At 61.6% G+C, this 16094-nt stretch carries 16 protein-coding genes; 9 read left to right on the forward strand and 7 right to left on the reverse strand.

Annotated elements, in window-relative coordinates:
• Positions 1 to 19: 19 nt before the first annotated feature.
• The gene (locus ACSQ3E_RS21780; RefSeq protein ID WP_310325633.1) at positions 20 to 730 is read right to left on the reverse strand and encodes a Tim44/TimA family putative adaptor protein; all 711 of its coding nucleotides are present in this window, start codon (positions 728 to 730) and stop codon (positions 20 to 22) included.
• A gap of 217 nt (positions 731 to 947) precedes the next feature.
• Here ACSQ3E_RS21780 and ACSQ3E_RS21785 point away from each other — a divergent pair, with 217 nt between their 5' ends.
• Both ACSQ3E_RS21785 and secB read left to right on the forward strand, forming a co-directional pair.
• Positions 948 to 1421: an FxsA family protein gene (locus ACSQ3E_RS21785; protein WP_310325636.1), complete on the forward strand. Its 474-nt coding sequence runs from the start codon at positions 948 to 950 to the stop codon at positions 1419 to 1421.
• 111 nt (positions 1422 to 1532) lie between these two features.
• Positions 1533 to 2027, forward strand: a complete 495-nt coding sequence (gene secB, locus ACSQ3E_RS21790) for a protein-export chaperone SecB (protein ID WP_067955790.1) — start codon at positions 1533 to 1535, stop codon at positions 2025 to 2027.
• A gap of 68 nt (positions 2028 to 2095) precedes the next feature.
• On the opposite strand, the gene dnaQ is transcribed toward secB, so the two are convergent.
• The 5 genes from dnaQ to ACSQ3E_RS21815 form a co-directional block, all read right to left on the reverse strand.
• Positions 2096 to 2809: a DNA polymerase III subunit epsilon gene (dnaQ, locus tag ACSQ3E_RS21795; RefSeq protein WP_436124369.1), complete on the reverse strand. Its 714-nt coding sequence runs from the start codon at positions 2807 to 2809 to the stop codon at positions 2096 to 2098.
• Positions 2810 to 2879: 70 nt separating this feature from the next.
• Positions 2880 to 3470 (reverse strand): dephospho-CoA kinase, encoded by a 591-nt coding sequence (coaE, locus tag ACSQ3E_RS21800; protein ID WP_436124292.1) that lies wholly within the window; start codon positions 3468 to 3470, stop codon positions 2880 to 2882.
• Positions 3467 to 4306, reverse strand: coding sequence for a shikimate dehydrogenase (locus ACSQ3E_RS21805; RefSeq protein ID WP_436124293.1), 840 nt, complete (start codon positions 4304 to 4306; stop codon positions 3467 to 3469). The genes coaE and ACSQ3E_RS21805 overlap by 4 nt, the downstream gene beginning before the upstream one ends.
• Positions 4299 to 4898: a Maf-like protein gene (locus ACSQ3E_RS21810; RefSeq protein ID WP_310325645.1), complete on the reverse strand. Its 600-nt coding sequence runs from the start codon at positions 4896 to 4898 to the stop codon at positions 4299 to 4301. Before ACSQ3E_RS21810 ends, ACSQ3E_RS21805 begins: the two co-directional genes overlap by 8 nt.
• 53 nt (positions 4899 to 4951) lie before the next feature.
• A complete protein-coding gene (locus tag ACSQ3E_RS21815) occupies positions 4952 to 5773 on the reverse strand; it encodes a pyruvate, water dikinase regulatory protein (RefSeq protein WP_067955797.1) in 822 nt (273 codons plus the stop codon).
• A 400-nt stretch (positions 5774 to 6173) separates the two neighbouring features.
• Between ACSQ3E_RS21815 and hemE the strand changes: the two genes are divergently transcribed.
• The 3 genes from hemE to rho all read left to right on the forward strand — a co-directional run bounded on the left by hemE (position 6174) and on the right by rho (position 9173).
• The gene (hemE, locus tag ACSQ3E_RS21820) at positions 6174 to 7208 is read left to right on the forward strand and encodes a uroporphyrinogen decarboxylase (RefSeq protein ID WP_436124294.1); all 1035 of its coding nucleotides are present in this window, start codon (positions 6174 to 6176) and stop codon (positions 7206 to 7208) included.
• A complete protein-coding gene (hemJ, locus tag ACSQ3E_RS21825; RefSeq protein WP_436124295.1) occupies positions 7205 to 7744 on the forward strand; it encodes a protoporphyrinogen oxidase HemJ in 540 nt (179 codons plus the stop codon). Before hemE ends, hemJ begins: the two co-directional genes overlap by 4 nt.
• A 163-nt stretch (positions 7745 to 7907) precedes the next feature.
• Complete coding sequence (gene rho / locus ACSQ3E_RS21830; RefSeq protein ID WP_115730026.1) at positions 7908 to 9173, forward strand: transcription termination factor Rho; 1266 nt, start codon at positions 7908 to 7910, stop codon at positions 9171 to 9173.
• Between the two features lie 10 nt (positions 9174 to 9183).
• Here rho and ACSQ3E_RS21835 read toward each other — a convergent pair whose 3' ends face one another.
• On the reverse strand, positions 9184 to 11202 hold the full coding sequence (locus tag ACSQ3E_RS21835; protein ID WP_436124296.1) for a thioredoxin domain-containing protein: 2019 nt from the start codon (positions 11200 to 11202) through the stop codon (positions 9184 to 9186).
• 62 nt (positions 11203 to 11264) lie between these two features.
• Here ACSQ3E_RS21835 and mnmE point away from each other — a divergent pair, with 62 nt between their 5' ends.
• From mnmE to ACSQ3E_RS21855, 4 genes are all read left to right on the forward strand, one after another.
• Positions 11265 to 12584: a tRNA uridine-5-carboxymethylaminomethyl(34) synthesis GTPase MnmE gene (mnmE, locus tag ACSQ3E_RS21840; protein ID WP_436124297.1), complete on the forward strand. Its 1320-nt coding sequence runs from the start codon at positions 11265 to 11267 to the stop codon at positions 12582 to 12584.
• Positions 12585 to 12753: 169 nt separating this feature from the next.
• On the forward strand, positions 12754 to 14628 hold the full coding sequence (mnmG, locus tag ACSQ3E_RS21845; protein ID WP_436124298.1) for a tRNA uridine-5-carboxymethylaminomethyl(34) synthesis enzyme MnmG: 1875 nt from the start codon (positions 12754 to 12756) through the stop codon (positions 14626 to 14628).
• Positions 14625 to 15257: a 16S rRNA (guanine(527)-N(7))-methyltransferase RsmG gene (gene rsmG / locus ACSQ3E_RS21850; RefSeq protein ID WP_436124299.1), complete on the forward strand. Its 633-nt coding sequence runs from the start codon at positions 14625 to 14627 to the stop codon at positions 15255 to 15257. The genes mnmG and rsmG overlap by 4 nt, the downstream gene beginning before the upstream one ends.
• Positions 15258 to 15296: 39 nt before the next feature.
• Positions 15297 to 16094, forward strand: a complete 798-nt coding sequence (locus ACSQ3E_RS21855; RefSeq protein ID WP_067955810.1) for a ParA family protein — start codon at positions 15297 to 15299, stop codon at positions 16092 to 16094.

The following is a 16094-nucleotide window of genomic DNA, read 5'->3' on the forward strand; positions in this document are numbered from 1 at the left end:
CTTCGCCCGCCACGCGCGATCAGTCTTCTTCCTCGGTGGCGACGAGCTTCCAGTTAGGGTCACGCGAACGGGTGTCGCGGGCGAAGGTCCAGACGTCCTTGACCTCGGCCACTGTCTCCGGATCGCCGTCGATGACCTCGCCGGCCTTGTCGCGGGTTGCCGAAATCAGCTCCGAGACGATGCGCAGCGTGACATGGGCCTCGCCGCCCTTCATCTCGGCCGAGACGATGTCGGCCTTGTCGATGCCGACGAAGGAGGACTGGATCTTTTCCGAACGGCCTTCACGGTCGGCGATGGCGGCGACGAAGCCGTCGAAGACTTCACGCGACAGAAGGTTCTTGAGCGTTTTGCGGTCGCCGTCGGCATAGGCCATGACGATCATCTCGTAGGCCATCTTGGCGCCTTCGACGAAACCCTTGGGTTCGAAGGAGGCGTCGGCGTCCTTGATGGCGCGCAGGCCCTTGTTCAGGTCGGTGCCCGGCTTGGCAAAGGCGTCGATGGCGACATAGGCATCATCGGCGGCCTCGCCTGGAGCGCGCTTGCGCTGCGGCAGCGACACCACGTTCTCGGGCTTGCCATTGGCGTCCTGCGGCTTGTTGCGGGCTGCAGTGTAGGGATCGAAGGGTGGACGTTCGTTGCCTGTGCGGCGTCCAAGCACGTTGCGCAGCTGGAAAAAGATCACCACCGCTGCGATCAGAAAGAAAATCGTGCCGAAATCGAAGAATTCCATATCTTCCGCCGATCCGTCCCTTGTTCGCGGCCGAAGCCAGCTTATGTGCCATTCGCCGGCGCCGCATCTGTGCCGCGCCCGTTAGCCTTTGCATATAGAACGCATGCACCGATCATTCAAATTAAAGGCGCAGCACCCTATCTAAAGATGTATGCACTATGCCTGTGACCGCATCTGGCTGTCACGTCAACTCAAACCGGACGGATCGACGCTCTTCATGCTGCCCCTCCTGCTTCTTGCCCTGCCTTTGCTCGAGATTGCCGGCTTTGTGGTGGTTGGCAGCGAAATCGGCGTGCTTGCGACCATTGGTCTTATCCTGCTGAGCGGCATCGTCGGCTCGATCCTGCTGCGGGTCCAGGGTTTCGGCGTCATGACCAGGATCCGCAAGGAGATGGACGCTGGCCGCGATCCGTCGAAGGAACTCGCCAACGGCGCGATGATCGTGCTCGCCGGCATCCTGCTTTTGATCCCCGGTTTCATCAGCGACATCGTTGGCATCCTGCTGTTTCTGCCGCCGGTGCGGGCGCTGGCCTGGCGCTTTCTCAGCAAGCGGGTGCGCTTCAGTACCGATTTCGGCGGTTTTGCCCGCCGTGGCGGCCCGGCAGGCGGCAAGACCATCGACCTCGACGAGGACGACTTCACCCGCCAGCCCAACCAGAATTCACCGTGGCGCTCGATCCGCGACGAGTAGCCGGCGGGCTTCCAACGCCGGCAAAACCTTGTCTTGGCATGTCGAGCGTGCTAGCGAACCGCGGATTCCAATCCGGGCCGCGTCGCGGCCAAGCCAAGAGGACATGGGCTAATGGCCACGAATGAAGCGCCGGAAGGCGCCAACGGCAACGGTAATGCACAGCAGCCCACGCTCAACGTGCTGGCGCAGTATGTGAAGGATCTCTCCTTCGAAAGCCCCGGCGCTCCGAATTCGCTGCGCGGCCGCGACAAGGCTCCCGGCATCAACATCAACGTCAACGTCAACGCCAACCCGATGACGGACAAGCAGTTCGACGTCAACCTGACGTTGAGCGCGAAGGCTGCCTTCGACAAGGACGTGCTGTTCAACGTCGAGTTGGTTTATGGCGGCGTGTTCCGCATCGACGGCTTCCCGCAGGAGCACATGCTGCCGCTGCTCTTCATCGAGTGCCCGCGCCTGCTGTTCCCGTTCGCTCGCCAGATCATCGCCGAAGCGACCCGCAACGGCGGCTTCCCGCCGCTGATGCTCGACCCGATCGATTTCGCGCAGATGTTCCAGCAGAAGATCGCCGAGGAACAGGCCGCTTCCAAGGTCAAGGTCAGCTAAGACCCGCGCCTTCAAGCGTCATCAATCAAAAGCCCGGCCTCAGCGCCGGGCTTTTTCGTTGTAGGGGTTCAGTTCGGTTCGGCGGGCGAAAGCAGCTTGGTCCAAAGGGCCTTTTCTCCGAGGCCGCCGACAAGCTTGTCGTGGGCGGCGAGTTCGGCCTCGGTCAGGCGAGGCGGCAACGGCTCAGGCCGCACGGCGACGACGATCTCGATCTGCCTCGTGTTGCCGCCGCCATTGGCCGACGAAAAGCTCTCCAGCACCAGCGCCGACTGCTTGCCACCGATCAGCTCGATATAGACCTCGGCCAGAAGCTCGGAGTCGAGCAATGCTCCGTGCTTGGTGCGGCGGCTGTTGTCGATGCCGTAGCGCCGGCACAAAGCATCGAGCGAATTCGGGCCCATCGGATGCTTGCGGCGGGCAAGCGCCAGCGTGTCGATCAGGCGATCGGCTTCGATCGCCGGCTGGTCGAGCCGGGCGAACTCGGCATTGATGAAGCCAAGGTCGAAGGTGCCGTTATGCGCGACGAGCTTGGCGCCATCGATGAACTCGATGAACTCGTCGATGATCTCGGGGAAGGTCGGCTTGCCCTCGAGGTCGGCGTTGGAGATGCCGTGCACGTCCTGCGCGTCCGGGTGAACCTGCCGTCCCTGCGGGTTGATGTATTTGTGGAAGGTGTTGCCGGTCGGGAAGCGATTGATCATCTCGATCGCGCCGATTTCGATCACGCGGTCCTCGCGGTTGTCGAGGCCCGTGGTTTCGGTATCGAAAATGATCTCGCGCAAAAGCTGATTCTCCTTGGCCGACAGCATGCCCTCCCGGGCAGCCGGCGAACAAGTGCGGCGATTCGCCTGCTTAGGGCTTTCCCACCGTCAATTCGGCAATGATGGCCTGAACTGCTGCCCGCGCCGGCTCCAGGCCGTTGCCCGTGTCGACGATGTAGTCGGCAAGCTTGCGCTTTTCAGCGTCGGGAACCTGCTTGGCGAGGATCGCCTCGAATTTCTGCTCGGTCATTCCAGGGCGCGCCAGCACACGTTGGCGCTGGACATCGGCAGGTGCCGTGACAACCACCACCCTGTCGACACGGCCACGGCCATTGGTCTCGAACAAAAGCGGGATATCGAGCACCGCAATCGGCGCGCCGGCAGCGCGGTTGCGTTCGAGGAAGGCGTTGGCATCGGCGCGGACCAACGGATGGATGATGCCTTCGAGCTTCTTCAGCGCTGCGGCATCGCCCAGCACGTGGCGGGAAAGCTCGGTGCGGTCGACGACACCGTCCTTCACCGTGCCCGGGAAAGCGGCCTCGATCAAAGGGGCAGCCTGGCCGGCATAGAGGCGATGCACCGCCTCGTCGGAATCGTGAACCGGAACGCCGGCGTCGGTGAACATCTTCGCTGTCGTCGACTTGCCCATGCCGATGGAGCCGGTCAGCCCGAGAACGATCATTTCTTGGCGCCCAGGTCGGCGACGATCATGTTGCGCAAATCTGCGGTGACCTCGGGCCGGCGGCCGAACCAGCGTTCGAAACCGGGCACGGCCTGATGCAGCAGCATGCCGAGCCCGTCGACCGTCTTCAGCCCGCGCGCCCTGGCTGCAGCGAGCAGCGGCGTTTCGAGCGGCACATAGACAATGTCGGTGACGATGGCATGGTCGGGCAGGGTGGATGGATCGGCGGGCAGGCCTTCGTTGCCGTGCATGCCAAGTGCCGTCGTGTTGACCAGCAGCGACGCATCCTCAAGCAGTTCGGCGGTTGCCGCCTGCGGATGCGCCCTGACACCGTCTCCGAACTGGTCGGCAAGCTCTTCGGCGCGCGTAACAGTGCGGTTAACGATGCGAATGTCGGTGAACCCGCGCTGCTTGAGCGCGTGGACGATTGCCCGCGAGGCGCCGCCGGCGCCCAGAACCACGGCGACGTCGCCGTTCGAGGCCCAGCCTGGCGCGAGATGGTCGAGATTGGCGGCAAAACCATAGGCGTCGGTGTTGCCACCCCACAGGATCCCGTCGTCGAGCCACACGGTATTGACCGCGCCGATCTGCTCGGCCTCCTCGTCACGGCGCTGGACGGTGGCGAAGGCGGCTTCCTTGTGCGGGATGGTGACATTGCCGCCGCGCAAGCCCGCCGCAGAAAGCCCGGCGAGGAAAGCTCCGAAATCCGCGGGCGCGACATCGATCGCCGTGTAGCTGCCGTCGATGCCGTAGCTGTTAAGCCAATGGCCATGGATTTTCGGCGAGCGCGAATGCGCGATGGGATGGCCGCAGACGAACGCCTTCAACTCAGCCATCGATGGCCCCGAGCTGGCGCAGTTCCTTGAGCACGGGCAGCAGCGGCAGGCCGACGATGGTGAAATGGTCGCCTTCGACCTTTTCGAACAGCTGGATGCCTTCGCCTTCGATCTGGTAGGCGCCGACGCTCGACAGTGCCTTCTTGCCAACACGGGCAAGGTGGCGGCCGATGAAGGCCGGATCGAGTTCGCGCATCGTCAGCGAGGCAATCGCCACGTGGCGCCACAAGGTTTCGCCGTCGCGCACCAGCACCACAGCGCTGTTGAGCTGATGGGTCTTGCCGGACAGCTTGAGCAGGTGGCGGCGGGCGCCTTCCATGTCATCCGGCTTGTGGAACACTTCGTCGCCGAGCGACAGCGTCTGGTCGCAACCTAGCACCAGCCGGCCGGGATGTTCCTCGCTGACGGCAACCGCCTTGGCCTCGGCCAGCACCAGGGCGACCTCCTCGGGCGTCGCGCCGCTTTCGGCCAACGGCGCTTCCAGCGCCCTTTCGTCGAGATCAGCCGGGATCGCATCGACTGGAACGCCGGCATTTTCGAGCATGGCTTTGCGGAAGGGACTTCCGGAAGCAAGGATGAGTTTTTCGGTCACTGGCTTTGCCTGAAAACGAACCGCGCAGGCGGCGTTGCTGGGTGCTTTCGGTCCTAGCGGCTCTTGTTGCGCAGGGCAACGATCGCGGCGGCCGTTTCCTCGATCGAGCGGCGGCTGACATCGATCATCGGCCAATTGTGCTTGGTGCAGATCTTGCGCGCATAGGCCAGTTCCTCGGTGATCGAGGCGCGGTCGATGTATTCCTGAGCGTCGAAGGCCATCGTCGTGCCGAGGATACGGTTCTGGCGCACATGCGAAATGCGTTCGGCGGTGGCGATGAGGCCAACGACCAGCGGCTTCTCTGCCTTGACTAGGCTGTCGGGCACCGGAACGCCAAGCACGATCGGGATGTTGGCGGTCTTGATGCCGCGGTTGGCAAGATAGATGCTCGTCGGCGTCTTCGACGTCCTCGAGATGCCGATCAGCACGACATCCGCCTGCTCCATGTCGGCAGGCAGCTGGCCGTCGTCATGCTCCATAGTGAAATTGAGCGCGTCGATGCGGCGGAAATATTCCGCGTCGAGAACATGCTGGGCACCGACGCGGCGGCCGGCCGGCGCGCCGAGATAGGACTGGAACACCGACAGCACCGGCTCGAGCACGGACACGCAAGGCAGGCCCATCGACGCGCAGCGGCTGTCGATGATGCCGGCGAGGTGCTGGTCGACGACGGTGTAAAGTACGATTCCCGGCTCTTCCTCGATGTCGTCGAACACCTTCATCAGCTGCTTTTCGGTGCGGATCAGCGGGTAGATGTGCTCGATCGCCCGCGCATCCTTGTATTGCGCCGAAGCCGCGCGCCCGGCCGCCAGAAGCGTCTCGCCAGTAGCGTCGGAAATCAGGTGCAGATGGAAGAAGCTTTGGGGTTTGTTCACAGCGGGCGCCTGGGTCTGTGGTCAAATGTGGATAAACGGGCGGTTTGGCCCGAAGCGGTCGGCGCGACTGTATCAGATGCCGACTTGTCCACAATTCGCGTCGCTGTCTGTTTCGATTCAGCGGCGGGGAGTATTGTGGGGATAGTTTCTTAGTCCCCGGCTGTCCACAGAATCAGCACCTGCGATGCCTCCAGCTAGATTCCTGATTCAAATCGACGAATCCGCTTGCTGCCCAGAGTTTTCCCCACTGGCGAAAACGGCCGCGCGTCACTATGACAAGTGGATATCTCAGGCCGCCTATGGACAGGTCGGAATTCTCGATTCCAACAGACTCTAAGAATTAGAAGAATCCTTCAGAATAAATTTTTGTTTATAGAAGGTTCAAGGAAAGGCAGACCTGATGGCCGTGAAACGCGCCCTGCTCCAAGTCCTGAAAGGCGAGAGCCTAGAGGTTCCGCCGCTCTGGATGATGCGCCAGGCAGGCCGCTATCTCGCGGAGTATCGGGAGAGCCGGAAGAAGGCCGGGAGCTTCCTTGACCTCTGCTACAACCCCGACTTCGCCGTTGAAGTGACCCTGCAGCCGATCCGCCGCTTCGACTTCGATGCCTCGATCCTGTTCTCGGACATTCTCGTCGTTCCGCACGCGCTCGGGCGCGACCTTCGCTTTGAGGAGGGCCGGGGGCCGCTGATGACGCCGATCACCGCGGAAGGCGTCGCAGCGCTCGACGGCGAAAAGTTTCACGTGAATCTCGAACCAGTCTACGAAACTGTGCGTCGGCTGCGTCGTGAGTTGCCCGAGAAGACGACGCTGATCGGTTTCTGCGGTGCGCCCTGGACTGTCGCCACCTACATGATCGCCGGGCACGGCACGCCGGACCAAGCACCGGCGCGACTGTTTGCCTATCGCGAGCCGGAAGCCATGGCACGGCTGCTGCAGATCCTCGCCGACCATTCGGCCGCCTACCTCATCCGACAGATCGAAGCCGGTGCCGATGTCGTGCAGATATTCGATTCCTGGTCGGGCGTGCTCGACGAGGCGACCTTCGAGGCCTGCTGCGTCAAGCCGGTCGCCGAGATCGTGCGCAAGGTGCGCGCCGTCTATCCTGACGTTCCGATCATCGGCTTTCCGAAGGGCGCAGGCGCCCAACTCGACAGTTACAGGCAGCGCACCGGCATCACCGGCCTCGGCCTCGACTGGACGGTGCCTTTGAGCCAGGCACAGCGCCTGCAGGCTGGAGGGGCCGTACAAGGCAATCTCGACCCGCTCAGGCTGGTGGTTGGCGGCAAGGCTCTGGAGGAGGGCGTGGATGCCATCCTGAAGGCTCTGGGCGCTGGTCCCCTGATCTTCAATCTCGGCCACGGCATCACGCCCGAGACGCCGGTGGCGCATGTCGAGGCGATGGTGCGGCAGGTGCGAAAGGCAACAGGGCAATGAGCAGCCAGGGCGTCGGATCATCAAGCGGTGCGACGGCGGCCAAACGTGCCGTCGTTGCCATCATCGTCCTGGTTGCGCTGACGGCTTTGCTGTTCCTCGCCGCGCCTGATGGCTTCTACCCCTGGGCCAAGGCGATCCATGTCATTGCCGTGATTTCGTGGATGGCCGGCATGCTCTATCTGCCGCGGCTGTTCGTCTATCATGTCGACGCCGAGAAGGGGTCGGTGCAGTCCGAAACCTTCAAGGTGATGGAACGCCGGCTGCTGCGCGCCATCATCAACCCGGCGATGATCGTTACCTGGGTGTTCGGGCTGTGGCTTGCCTGGAAGGGTTTTGACTTCGCCGGCGGCTGGCTGCACGCAAAATTGGCCGCGGTGCTGCTGCTTTCAGGCGTGCATGGTTATCTCTCGGCATCGGTCCGGCGCTTTGCCGAGGACCGTAACGAAAAGCCATCGCGGCATTGGCGCATCGTCAACGAAATCCCGACGTTGCTGATGATCGTCATTGTCATACTGGTGGTTGTAAAGCCGTTTTGAGTTCCTAAATTTGCTGGACTGCGCCTTGCTCTTTCGTTTCGGGAGAGCTAAAAGGCTGTTCTTCCTTCCCGCCATGCGCCGCCCCATTTTCATTCCCTGGCCGCGCCCGGCGCTTATCGCAAAATGCCGATAGCCAATCCTTCCCCACGCTCAGAGTCCGTCTATGCAGGAAACTAAACTCGCCGAATTCAAGAACAAGAAGCCGCCGGAGCTGATCGCTTACGCCGAATCGCTCGAGGTCGAGAACGCCAGCGTCATGCGCAAGCAGGAACTGATGTTCGCGATCCTCAAGAAGCTGGCCGGCCAGGATATCGAGATCATCGGCGATGGTGTCGTAGAAGTGCTTCAGGACGGCTTTGGCTTCCTGCGCTCGGCCAACGCCAACTACCTTCCGGGTCCGGACGATATCTACATTTCGCCGTCGCAGATCCGCCGCTTCTCGCTGAAGACCGGCGACACGGTGGAAGGGCCGATCCGCAGCCCGAAGGAAGGCGAGCGCTATTTCGCGCTGCTGAAGGTCAACACGATCAATTTCGACGATCCCGAAAAGATCCGTCACAAAATCCACTTCGACAATCTGACGCCGCTATACCCGACCTCGCGGCTCAAGATGGAAGTCGAAAACCCGACCACCAAGGACATTTCGCCCCGCGTCATCGACCTGGTGGCACCGCTCGGCAAGGGCCAGCGCGCCCTGATCGTGGCGCAGCCGCGTACCGGTAAGACCGTGCTGCTGCAGAATATCGCGCACTCGATCACCACCAATCACCCCGAATGCTACCTGATCGTGCTTCTGATCGACGAGCGTCCGGAAGAAGTGACCGACATGCAGCGTTCGGTGAAGGGCGAGGTCGTGTCCTCGACCTTCGACGAACCGGCCGTTCGCCACGTCCAGGTCGCCGAAATGGTCATCGAGAAGGCCAAGCGCCTTGTCGAACATGGCCGCGACGTCGTCATCCTGCTCGATTCGATCACCCGTCTCGGCCGCGCCTACAACACGGTCGTGCCGTCATCCGGCAAGGTGCTGACCGGTGGTGTCGACGCCAACGCCCTGCAGCGCCCGAAGCGTTTCTTCGGTGCCGCGCGTAACATTGAAGAGGGCGGTTCGCTGACCATCATCGCCACTGCGTTGATCGATACCGGCAGCCGTATGGACGAAGTCATCTTCGAAGAGTTCAAGGGCACCGGTAACTCGGAAATCGTGCTCGACCGCAAGGTCGCCGACAAGCGCATCTACCCGGCGATGGACATCCTCAAGTCCGGCACCCGCAAGGAAGACCTGCTTGTTGCGCGTCAGGACCTACAGAAGATCTTCGTGCTGCGCCGCATCCTGGCGCCGATGGGAACGACCGATGCGATCGAGTTCCTCATCGACAAGCTCAAGCAGACCAAGACCAACGCAGATTTCTTCGACTCGATGAATACCTGACCAAGTCGCATCAGCGGCGGCGAAGCGCTTCTTCAAGCTTCGCCGGATCGCTGATTACGGGCAGACAGATGAGGCCGGTGCAGAGATATGCGCCGGCCTTTTTCGTATCGGGCAGGATGTCGCCGGGCAACTTCGCCCGAGCCGTGTCTTCGCCAAGCGCCAGGAAGATGTTGACGCGGCGTGGATCCGGGTTCCGATTCGCTACCGAAACAAGCATCGGCTGCTCTGGATCTTCGACGATAATCAGCTTTGACGGCTCCAGCGCGAGCACACAGGCGTTAACGATCCCGGCCTGGCCGTATTGCTGGCTCTGGATACGGCCAGCGGCGTGTTCGGCGATTGTCCAGGCGCGCTGCTGCAGCTCGATGTCGCCGGTGATGTTGGCCAACCGCACCACAGCTTCGATGATCTGGCTGGTTGCCGAAGGGATCGCTTCGTCGATATCGCCGCGGATGCGCATCGGCACGTCGGCGCTGTCGGAAGCGGTCAGGTAATGGCCTGTCTTGTCCGCATCCGCGTGCCAGTCTTCGAGCATTTTCAGGAAATGCGCGCCGTGTACGAGATATTGCGCATCCCGTGTCGCCTCGAAGAGGGAGATGGCTGCATTGATCATCGCCGCGTAGTCGCTCGACAGGGCGGGATAGAGCCGCTTTTCACCCAGACTTGAATGGGGCAATCGGCCCTCAAGCGTTGCTGAAGCCAAAATTGCAGCGAAAGCAGTTGCCGCGGCAGCCACCCAGTCGCTTCTTCCGAGGCTTCTCCCGGTTTCTGCCAGGGCCACGATAACCAAACCGTTCCAGTCCGTGAGCGCCTTGTCATCGCGGCCAGGGCGAATGCGCTCTTCCCGTGCTGTCAGCAGGCGCGTCGTCAGGCTGGAAACCAGCGCGCGATCTTCGACGGCCCGCGCCCTTTGGACCGCGCTCTGGTGGATGATCGGGGCGCCTTCCCATGCATCTGGCTTGGTGATCGTGAAGTGCTTGAAAAATATAGACGAATCATCACTGAGCACGTCGGTTATGTGCTGCGCCGTCCAGGTGTAGAACAGCCCTTCGTCACCTTCGCTGTCGGCATCGAGGCTGGAGGCGAAGGTTCCGTCGGCCAGGCGCATCTCGCGCAGCAGCCAGTCGATCGTGTCTTCGATTCGTATCCGAAACAGTTCATTGCCCGTGGCGGCATAAGCCCAGTTCGCCTGGCGTATCAGCTGGGCGTTGTCGTAGAGCATCTTCTCAAAATGCGGCACCAGCCATTGCGCGTCGGTCGAATAGCGGGCCAGGCCACCGCCGACATGGTCGTAGATACCGCCAGCGAGCATAAGCGCCATGCTCTCCGTGACAGCATCGCGATGTTGTTCGTTGCCGGAGCGCAGCCAGGACAGCCACAAGGTCTGCATGAAGGGCGCGTTCGGGAATTTTGGAGCGCCACGAAGCCCGCCCAGATCACCGTCGATCATGTCGTAGATGCCGGACGCCAACGTTCTGGCGGTCTCTGTCGAGATTTCCGAGCGCGGGCTGCTGCCACCGAGCCGTTTGCCGACATGCTGGGCAAGCTCGCTGGCGCTTTGAAGGATGCTGGCGCGCTTGCCGCGCCAGGCGGAGTCGACGGCATTGAGCACCTGGATAAAGCCTGGCCGTCCATAACGCGCCTCGCGCGGAAAATAGGTTCCGCCCCAGAACGGCTTGGCGCCGGGGGTCAGGAACATCGTCAGCGGCCAACCACCTTGTTCGCCCATGCTGGCGAGCGCCGCCATATAGATCTGGTCGATATCGGGTCGTTCCTCGCGGTCGACCTTGATGTTGACGAAGAGCCGGTTCATGACCTCGGCGACTTCGGCGTTCTCGAAGCTTTCATGGGCCATGACATGGCACCAATGACAGGCGGCGTAGCCGACCGAAAGCAGGATCGGCCGGTCGAGTCGCACGGCTTCGGCCAATGCCGCCGGAGACCACGGGCGCCAATGCACCGGGTTGTCGCCATGCTGGCGAAGATATGGGCTACCTTCGTCTCGAAGCAGGTTTTCATGCGGAAGCATGTGGCGAGCCCAAAACAGTGATAATGAGGCGTCAACCTAGGGCGCTTCCAAGAGACCGGCAAATGCTATTCACCGATTCGATCGCCGCATTGTCCAGCGGACACCTCCCGTCAGGTGTCGCGATCGTCCGGATTTCCGGCCCACATGTTCGATTCGCTCTCGAAACGATTGCCGGCGCGCTACCACAGCCGCGCCGTGCACATTACGGGCCGCTGACGGCGCCAGATGCACGAAAGATCGATCAGGCGTTGACCTTGTTCTTTCCCGGACCACAGAGCTTTACCGGTGAGGATTGCGGCGAGTTCCACGTTCATGGCGGCCGCGCCGTGGTCGCAACGTTGCTCGCTGAAATTGGCAAATTGCCTGGCTTCAGGCAGGCCGAAGCTGGCGAATTCACCCGGCGCGCGTTCCTCAATGGCAAGATGGACCTGCTGGAGGCCGAAGCGCTTGCCGATCTCATCAACTCCGAGACCGAAGCCCAACGCCAGTTCGCTGTCATGAACTCGGCCGGCGCGCAAAGCGAACTCTATCTCGCATGGCGCAAGCGGCTTATCCACGCGCGGGCGATGATTGAAGCGGAGATGGACTTTGCTGACGAGTCCGACGTGCCAGGTTCGGTGTCGACCCAGGTGTGGGACGATGTTCGCTTGCTGATCACCGAGATCGGGCGTCATGTCGATGGCTACAGCAAAGCTGAGATGATCCGCGACGGTTTCGATGTGGTCATCCTCGGCGCGCCGAATGCTGGCAAGTCGAGCCTTCTGAATGCGCTGGTGCGACGCGAAGCGGCAATCGTCACCGATGAGCCGGGCACGACGCGCGATCTTGTTGAGGCCATTCTCGATATCGACGGCCTGAAGGTGCGGATCACCGACACGGCTGGGCTGCGTGAACCGGCTGGCAAAGTCGAAGCGATTGGGATCGAGCGTGCCAAGGAGCGTGCAAAGGTCGCTGATCTCGTGCTGTTCCTGCAGGATATGTCGGCTCCTGACGACCTACCGATACCCGCCGATGCTTCGGTTATCATGATCGGCACCAAGCTTGACCGCATGAAAAGTGAGGACGCCGATCAGCTCTACGCCCTCACCATCTCGACTTTGGATGGCGAAGGCATTGACCGACTAATCGAGATCATTGGCGAGCGCGCAGCTGCGGCGATTGGCCAGCGTGGCGATGTGCTGCCGTCGCGTCTGCGCCATGTGGAGCTGCTGAACAATGCTCGCGAGTATCTGGATGCCGCACTTTCCGCGCCGGACGCCCTGTTGGAACTGAAGGCGGAGAATTTGCGCCTGGCGAGCGACCGAATCGGTAAGCTATCGGGTGCGGTCGATGTTGAGGATTTGCTCGACGTCATCTTCTCGCAGTTCTGCATTGGCAAGTGATTCACGTGAAACATTAAGTGGTGGAATGTGAGGATTCACGTGAAACATCGGCATTGACTCGCCGTCGCGCGGCCAAGTTGTTTCACGTGAAACCACCACCGCAGCGATTCTCTTGACATGAGACGGAGATGGGGACATCTGTCTCGCCAAATGTTTCCTGGAGACTGTGATGAGTGAAAGCTACGACGTCGTCGTGGTGGGCGGAGGCCATGCTGGCTGCGAAGCGGCCTCGGCTGCCGCGCGAGCCGGCGCCAAGACCGCGCTCGTTACCCTTCGGCGCGATACGATCGGCGTCATGTCGTGCAACCCGGCCATCGGTGGCCTGGGCAAGGGCCATCTGGTTCGCGAGATCGACGCCATGGACGGCCTTATGGGTCGTGTCGCCGATGCGGCCGGCATCCAGTTCCGCCTGCTCAACCGTCGCAAGGGCCCAGCAGTGCGCGGACCGCGTACCCAGGCCGATCGCAAGCTCTATCGCCTGGCCATGCAGCAGGCGATTGCCGAACAGCCGAACCTCAGTGTCGTTGAGGCAGAAGTCCCTGATTTCATTATAGATAATGGCCGTTTGACCGGTGTTGTGCTTGGCGATGGCCAGCGGCTTTCCTGTGCCGCGGTGGTTCTGACTACAGGCACGTTCCTGCGTGGGCTGATCCATATCGGCGAACGCAAGTTCCCGGCGGGCCGGATGAACGAACAGGCTTCGATGGGTTTGTCCGAGACGCTGAAGCGCGCAGGCTTGCGTCTCGGCCGATTGAAGACTGGCACGCCGCCGCGGCTCGATGGCCGCACAATCGACTGGGCATCGCTCGAGACGCAGGCGGCCGACGAGGATCCGGTTCCTTTCTCGCTGCTGACCGACAGGATCAGCAACCCGCAGATCGAATGCGGCATCACTCGGACGACGGACGCCACCCACGCCATCATCCGTGAAAATCTCGGACGATCGGCGATGTATTCCGGGTCGATCGAGGGCGTTGGCCCTCGCTATTGCCCGTCGATCGAGGACAAGATCGTCAAGTTCGGTGATCGCGAAGGCCACCAGATCTTCCTTGAGCCGGAGGGGCTGGACGATCCCACCGTCTATCCCAACGGGATTTCGACCTCGTTGCCCGAGGACGTGCAGCTCGACATTCTGAAGTCGATCCCCGGCCTGGAACGGGCGGTCATGCTGCAACCCGGATATGCGATCGAGTATGACCATATTGACCCGCGCGAACTGGAGCCGACGCTTGAGACCAAGCGCATTCGCGGCCTTTTCCTTGCCGGGCAGATCAATGGCACGACCGGCTATGAAGAGGCGGGTGCGCAAGGTCTGCTTGCAGGACTCAATGCTGCGCGCCTGGCTGGTAACAGCGAACAGCTGATCCTGAGCCGTACCCAGGCTTACATCGGGGTCATGGTCGACGACCTGACCAGCCGCGGCATCAGCGAGCCGTATCGCATGTTCACGTCGCGTGCGGAATTCCGGCTTTCGCTGCGCGCCGACAACGCCGATGAGCGGCTGACACCACTAGCCACTGAGCTGGGCATTGCCTCGGCCGAGCGCGAGAAGCGCTTCGGTGAGATGACAGCGCGAGTCGAAGCCGCGCGAGAATTGACGCAATCACTCAAGCTGTCGCCCAACGAGGCGCGTCGGCACGGCATCGAGGTCAACCTCGATGGCGTCAAACGATCGCTCTACGAGCTCCTCGCGTACCCCAATATCGAGTTCACGCAACTTGTTAAGTTCTTGCCAGAGCTAGCCTCGGTTGATGCCAAGACGGCGGAAGCCATTGAAACTGAAGCGAAATATGCGGTCTACCTTGACCGCCAAAAGGCCGATGTGGCGCTGATGCTGAAGGAAGAGGAGAGGGTGATCCCGGAAGTGCTTGATTTTGAGTCGGTTCCTGGCCTTTCCAACGAACTTCGGCAGAAGATGCGCGTCCGTCGGCCGCGTTCGCTGGCCGAGGCGCAGCGAATCGACGGCATGACACCGGCGGCGCTGGCCATCATTCTAGCCCATGTCCGCAATTCAGAAGCTCAGTCACGTAGGGGCGCCGCTTGAACAATGACGCCTATGCCCGGTTGCAAGAAGTCGCCGGTCCCGTTTCACGTGAAACATTTGAAAAACTGAAAGCCTTCGAGACTGTGTTCCGCAAGTGGGCGCAGCGCATCAATCTCGTTGCGCCTTCGACGCTGAATGAAGTCTGGGAGCGCCACATCCTCGACAGCGCCCAGGTCGTAAAGCTTGGTGGCGACGCCAAGAAGTGGCTCGATATCGGTTCGGGCGGCGGTTTTCCCGGCCTGATCATCGGTTCGATGGTCGCCGAGCGATCGGGCGCAACCATTGATCTGGTGGAAAGCAACCGGAAGAAAACCGGGTTTCTGCAGGCCGTCATCGGCGAACTTGCGCTGCCGGCCAAGGTGCATTCCAAGCGAATCGAGGATGTTCATGCGGTCATCAAGGCCCCCGAGATATTGAGTGCGCGAGCGTTGGCACCACTACCCCTGCTCCTGGAGCTGTCGGCGCCATGGCTGGAGACGGGTACGGTGGCGCTTTTCCACAAAGGTCGGGATTACCGCCAGGAAATCGAAGATAGCGCTCACCAGTGGAGATTCGATCTGGTAGAACACCAGAGCCTGACCGACGCCCAGGGAGTCATCCTCGAGATTCGGAACCTGCGCCGCGCCTAGCTGCAGCGCTGTGACGAGACGGAAAACAGCAGTCGAGCCATGAAAACCACACCTAGAATCATCACAGTCGCCAACCAGAAGGGCGGCGTCGGCAAGACGACGACCGCGATCAATCTGGCGACCGCCCTTGCCGCCATCGGCGAGCGCGTGCTCATCATCGACCTCGACCCGCAGGGCAACGCCAGCACGGGTCTCGGCATCGATCGCAAGGACCGCAGCGTGTCGTCGTATGACGTGCTGACCGGCGAGTTGGAGATCGAGCAGGCGGCGATGGAAACGGCAGTGCCGGGCCTGTCGATCATCCCGTCGACCCTCGATCTGCTTGGAATCGAAATGGAAATCGCCTCGGCACCGGATCGCGTGCTGAAGCTGCGCAATGCGCTGCGGGCATCGGCGGAGCGTGCGGCTGGCTACAGCTACGTGCTGATCGACTGCCCGCCTTCGCTCAACCTGTTGACGCTGAATTCGATGGCCGCGGCGGATTCAGTCCTGGTGCCGTTGCAGTGCGAGTTTTTCGCACTCGAAGGCTTGAGCCAGTTGCTTGAGACGGTGGATCAGGTGCGCCGGTCGATCAATCCTGAATTGACGATCCAAGGGATCGTGCTGACGATGTTCGACGGCCGTAACAATCTGGCCAACCAGGTCGTCGAGGACGTACGCGCCCATATGGGCGAGAAGGTCTACGATACGGTGATCCCGCGCAACGTGCGCATCTCGGAAGCGCCGTCCTACGGCAAGCCGGCGATCCTCTACGACCTGAAATGCTCCGGCAGCCAGGCTTATCTGCAGCTCGCCTCGGAAGTCATCAGGCGCGAACGTAAACTCCGGGCCGCATAA

Origin of the sequence: Aminobacter sp. LjRoot7, from assembly GCF_964252895.1 — a bacterium.
Classification (GTDB): domain Bacteria; phylum Pseudomonadota; class Alphaproteobacteria; order Rhizobiales; family Rhizobiaceae; genus Aminobacter; species Aminobacter aminovorans_B.

What these genes read in the sequence shown, in the direction of transcription:
- mnmG (WP_436124298.1), top strand. Translation starts at nt 12,754, where the DNA reads ATGAGTGAAAGCTACGACGTCGTCGTGGTGGGCGGAGGCCATGCTGGC.
- hemJ (WP_436124295.1), top strand. Translation starts at nt 7,205, where the DNA reads ATGAGCAGCCAGGGCGTCGGATCATCAAGCGGTGCGACGGCGGCCAAA.
- rho (WP_115730026.1), top strand. Translation starts at nt 7,908, where the DNA reads ATGCAGGAAACTAAACTCGCCGAATTCAAGAACAAGAAGCCGCCGGAG.
- coaE (WP_436124292.1), bottom strand. Translation starts at nt 3,470, where the DNA reads ATGATCGTTCTCGGGCTGACCGGCTCCATCGGCATGGGCAAGTCGACG.
- ACSQ3E_RS21835 (WP_436124296.1), bottom strand. Translation starts at nt 11,202, where the DNA reads ATGCTTCCGCATGAAAACCTGCTTCGAGACGAAGGTAGCCCATATCTT.
- hemE (WP_436124294.1), top strand. Translation starts at nt 6,174, where the DNA reads ATGGCCGTGAAACGCGCCCTGCTCCAAGTCCTGAAAGGCGAGAGCCTA.
- ACSQ3E_RS21805 (WP_436124293.1), bottom strand. Translation starts at nt 4,306, where the DNA reads ATGGCTGAGTTGAAGGCGTTCGTCTGCGGCCATCCCATCGCGCATTCG.
- ACSQ3E_RS21785 (WP_310325636.1), top strand. Translation starts at nt 948, where the DNA reads ATGCTGCCCCTCCTGCTTCTTGCCCTGCCTTTGCTCGAGATTGCCGGC.
- ACSQ3E_RS21855 (WP_067955810.1), top strand. Translation starts at nt 15,297, where the DNA reads ATGAAAACCACACCTAGAATCATCACAGTCGCCAACCAGAAGGGCGGC.
- mnmE (WP_436124297.1), top strand. Translation starts at nt 11,265, where the DNA reads ATGCTATTCACCGATTCGATCGCCGCATTGTCCAGCGGACACCTCCCG.
- ACSQ3E_RS21780 (WP_310325633.1), bottom strand. Translation starts at nt 730, where the DNA reads ATGGAATTCTTCGATTTCGGCACGATTTTCTTTCTGATCGCAGCGGTG.
- secB (WP_067955790.1), top strand. Translation starts at nt 1,533, where the DNA reads ATGGCCACGAATGAAGCGCCGGAAGGCGCCAACGGCAACGGTAATGCA.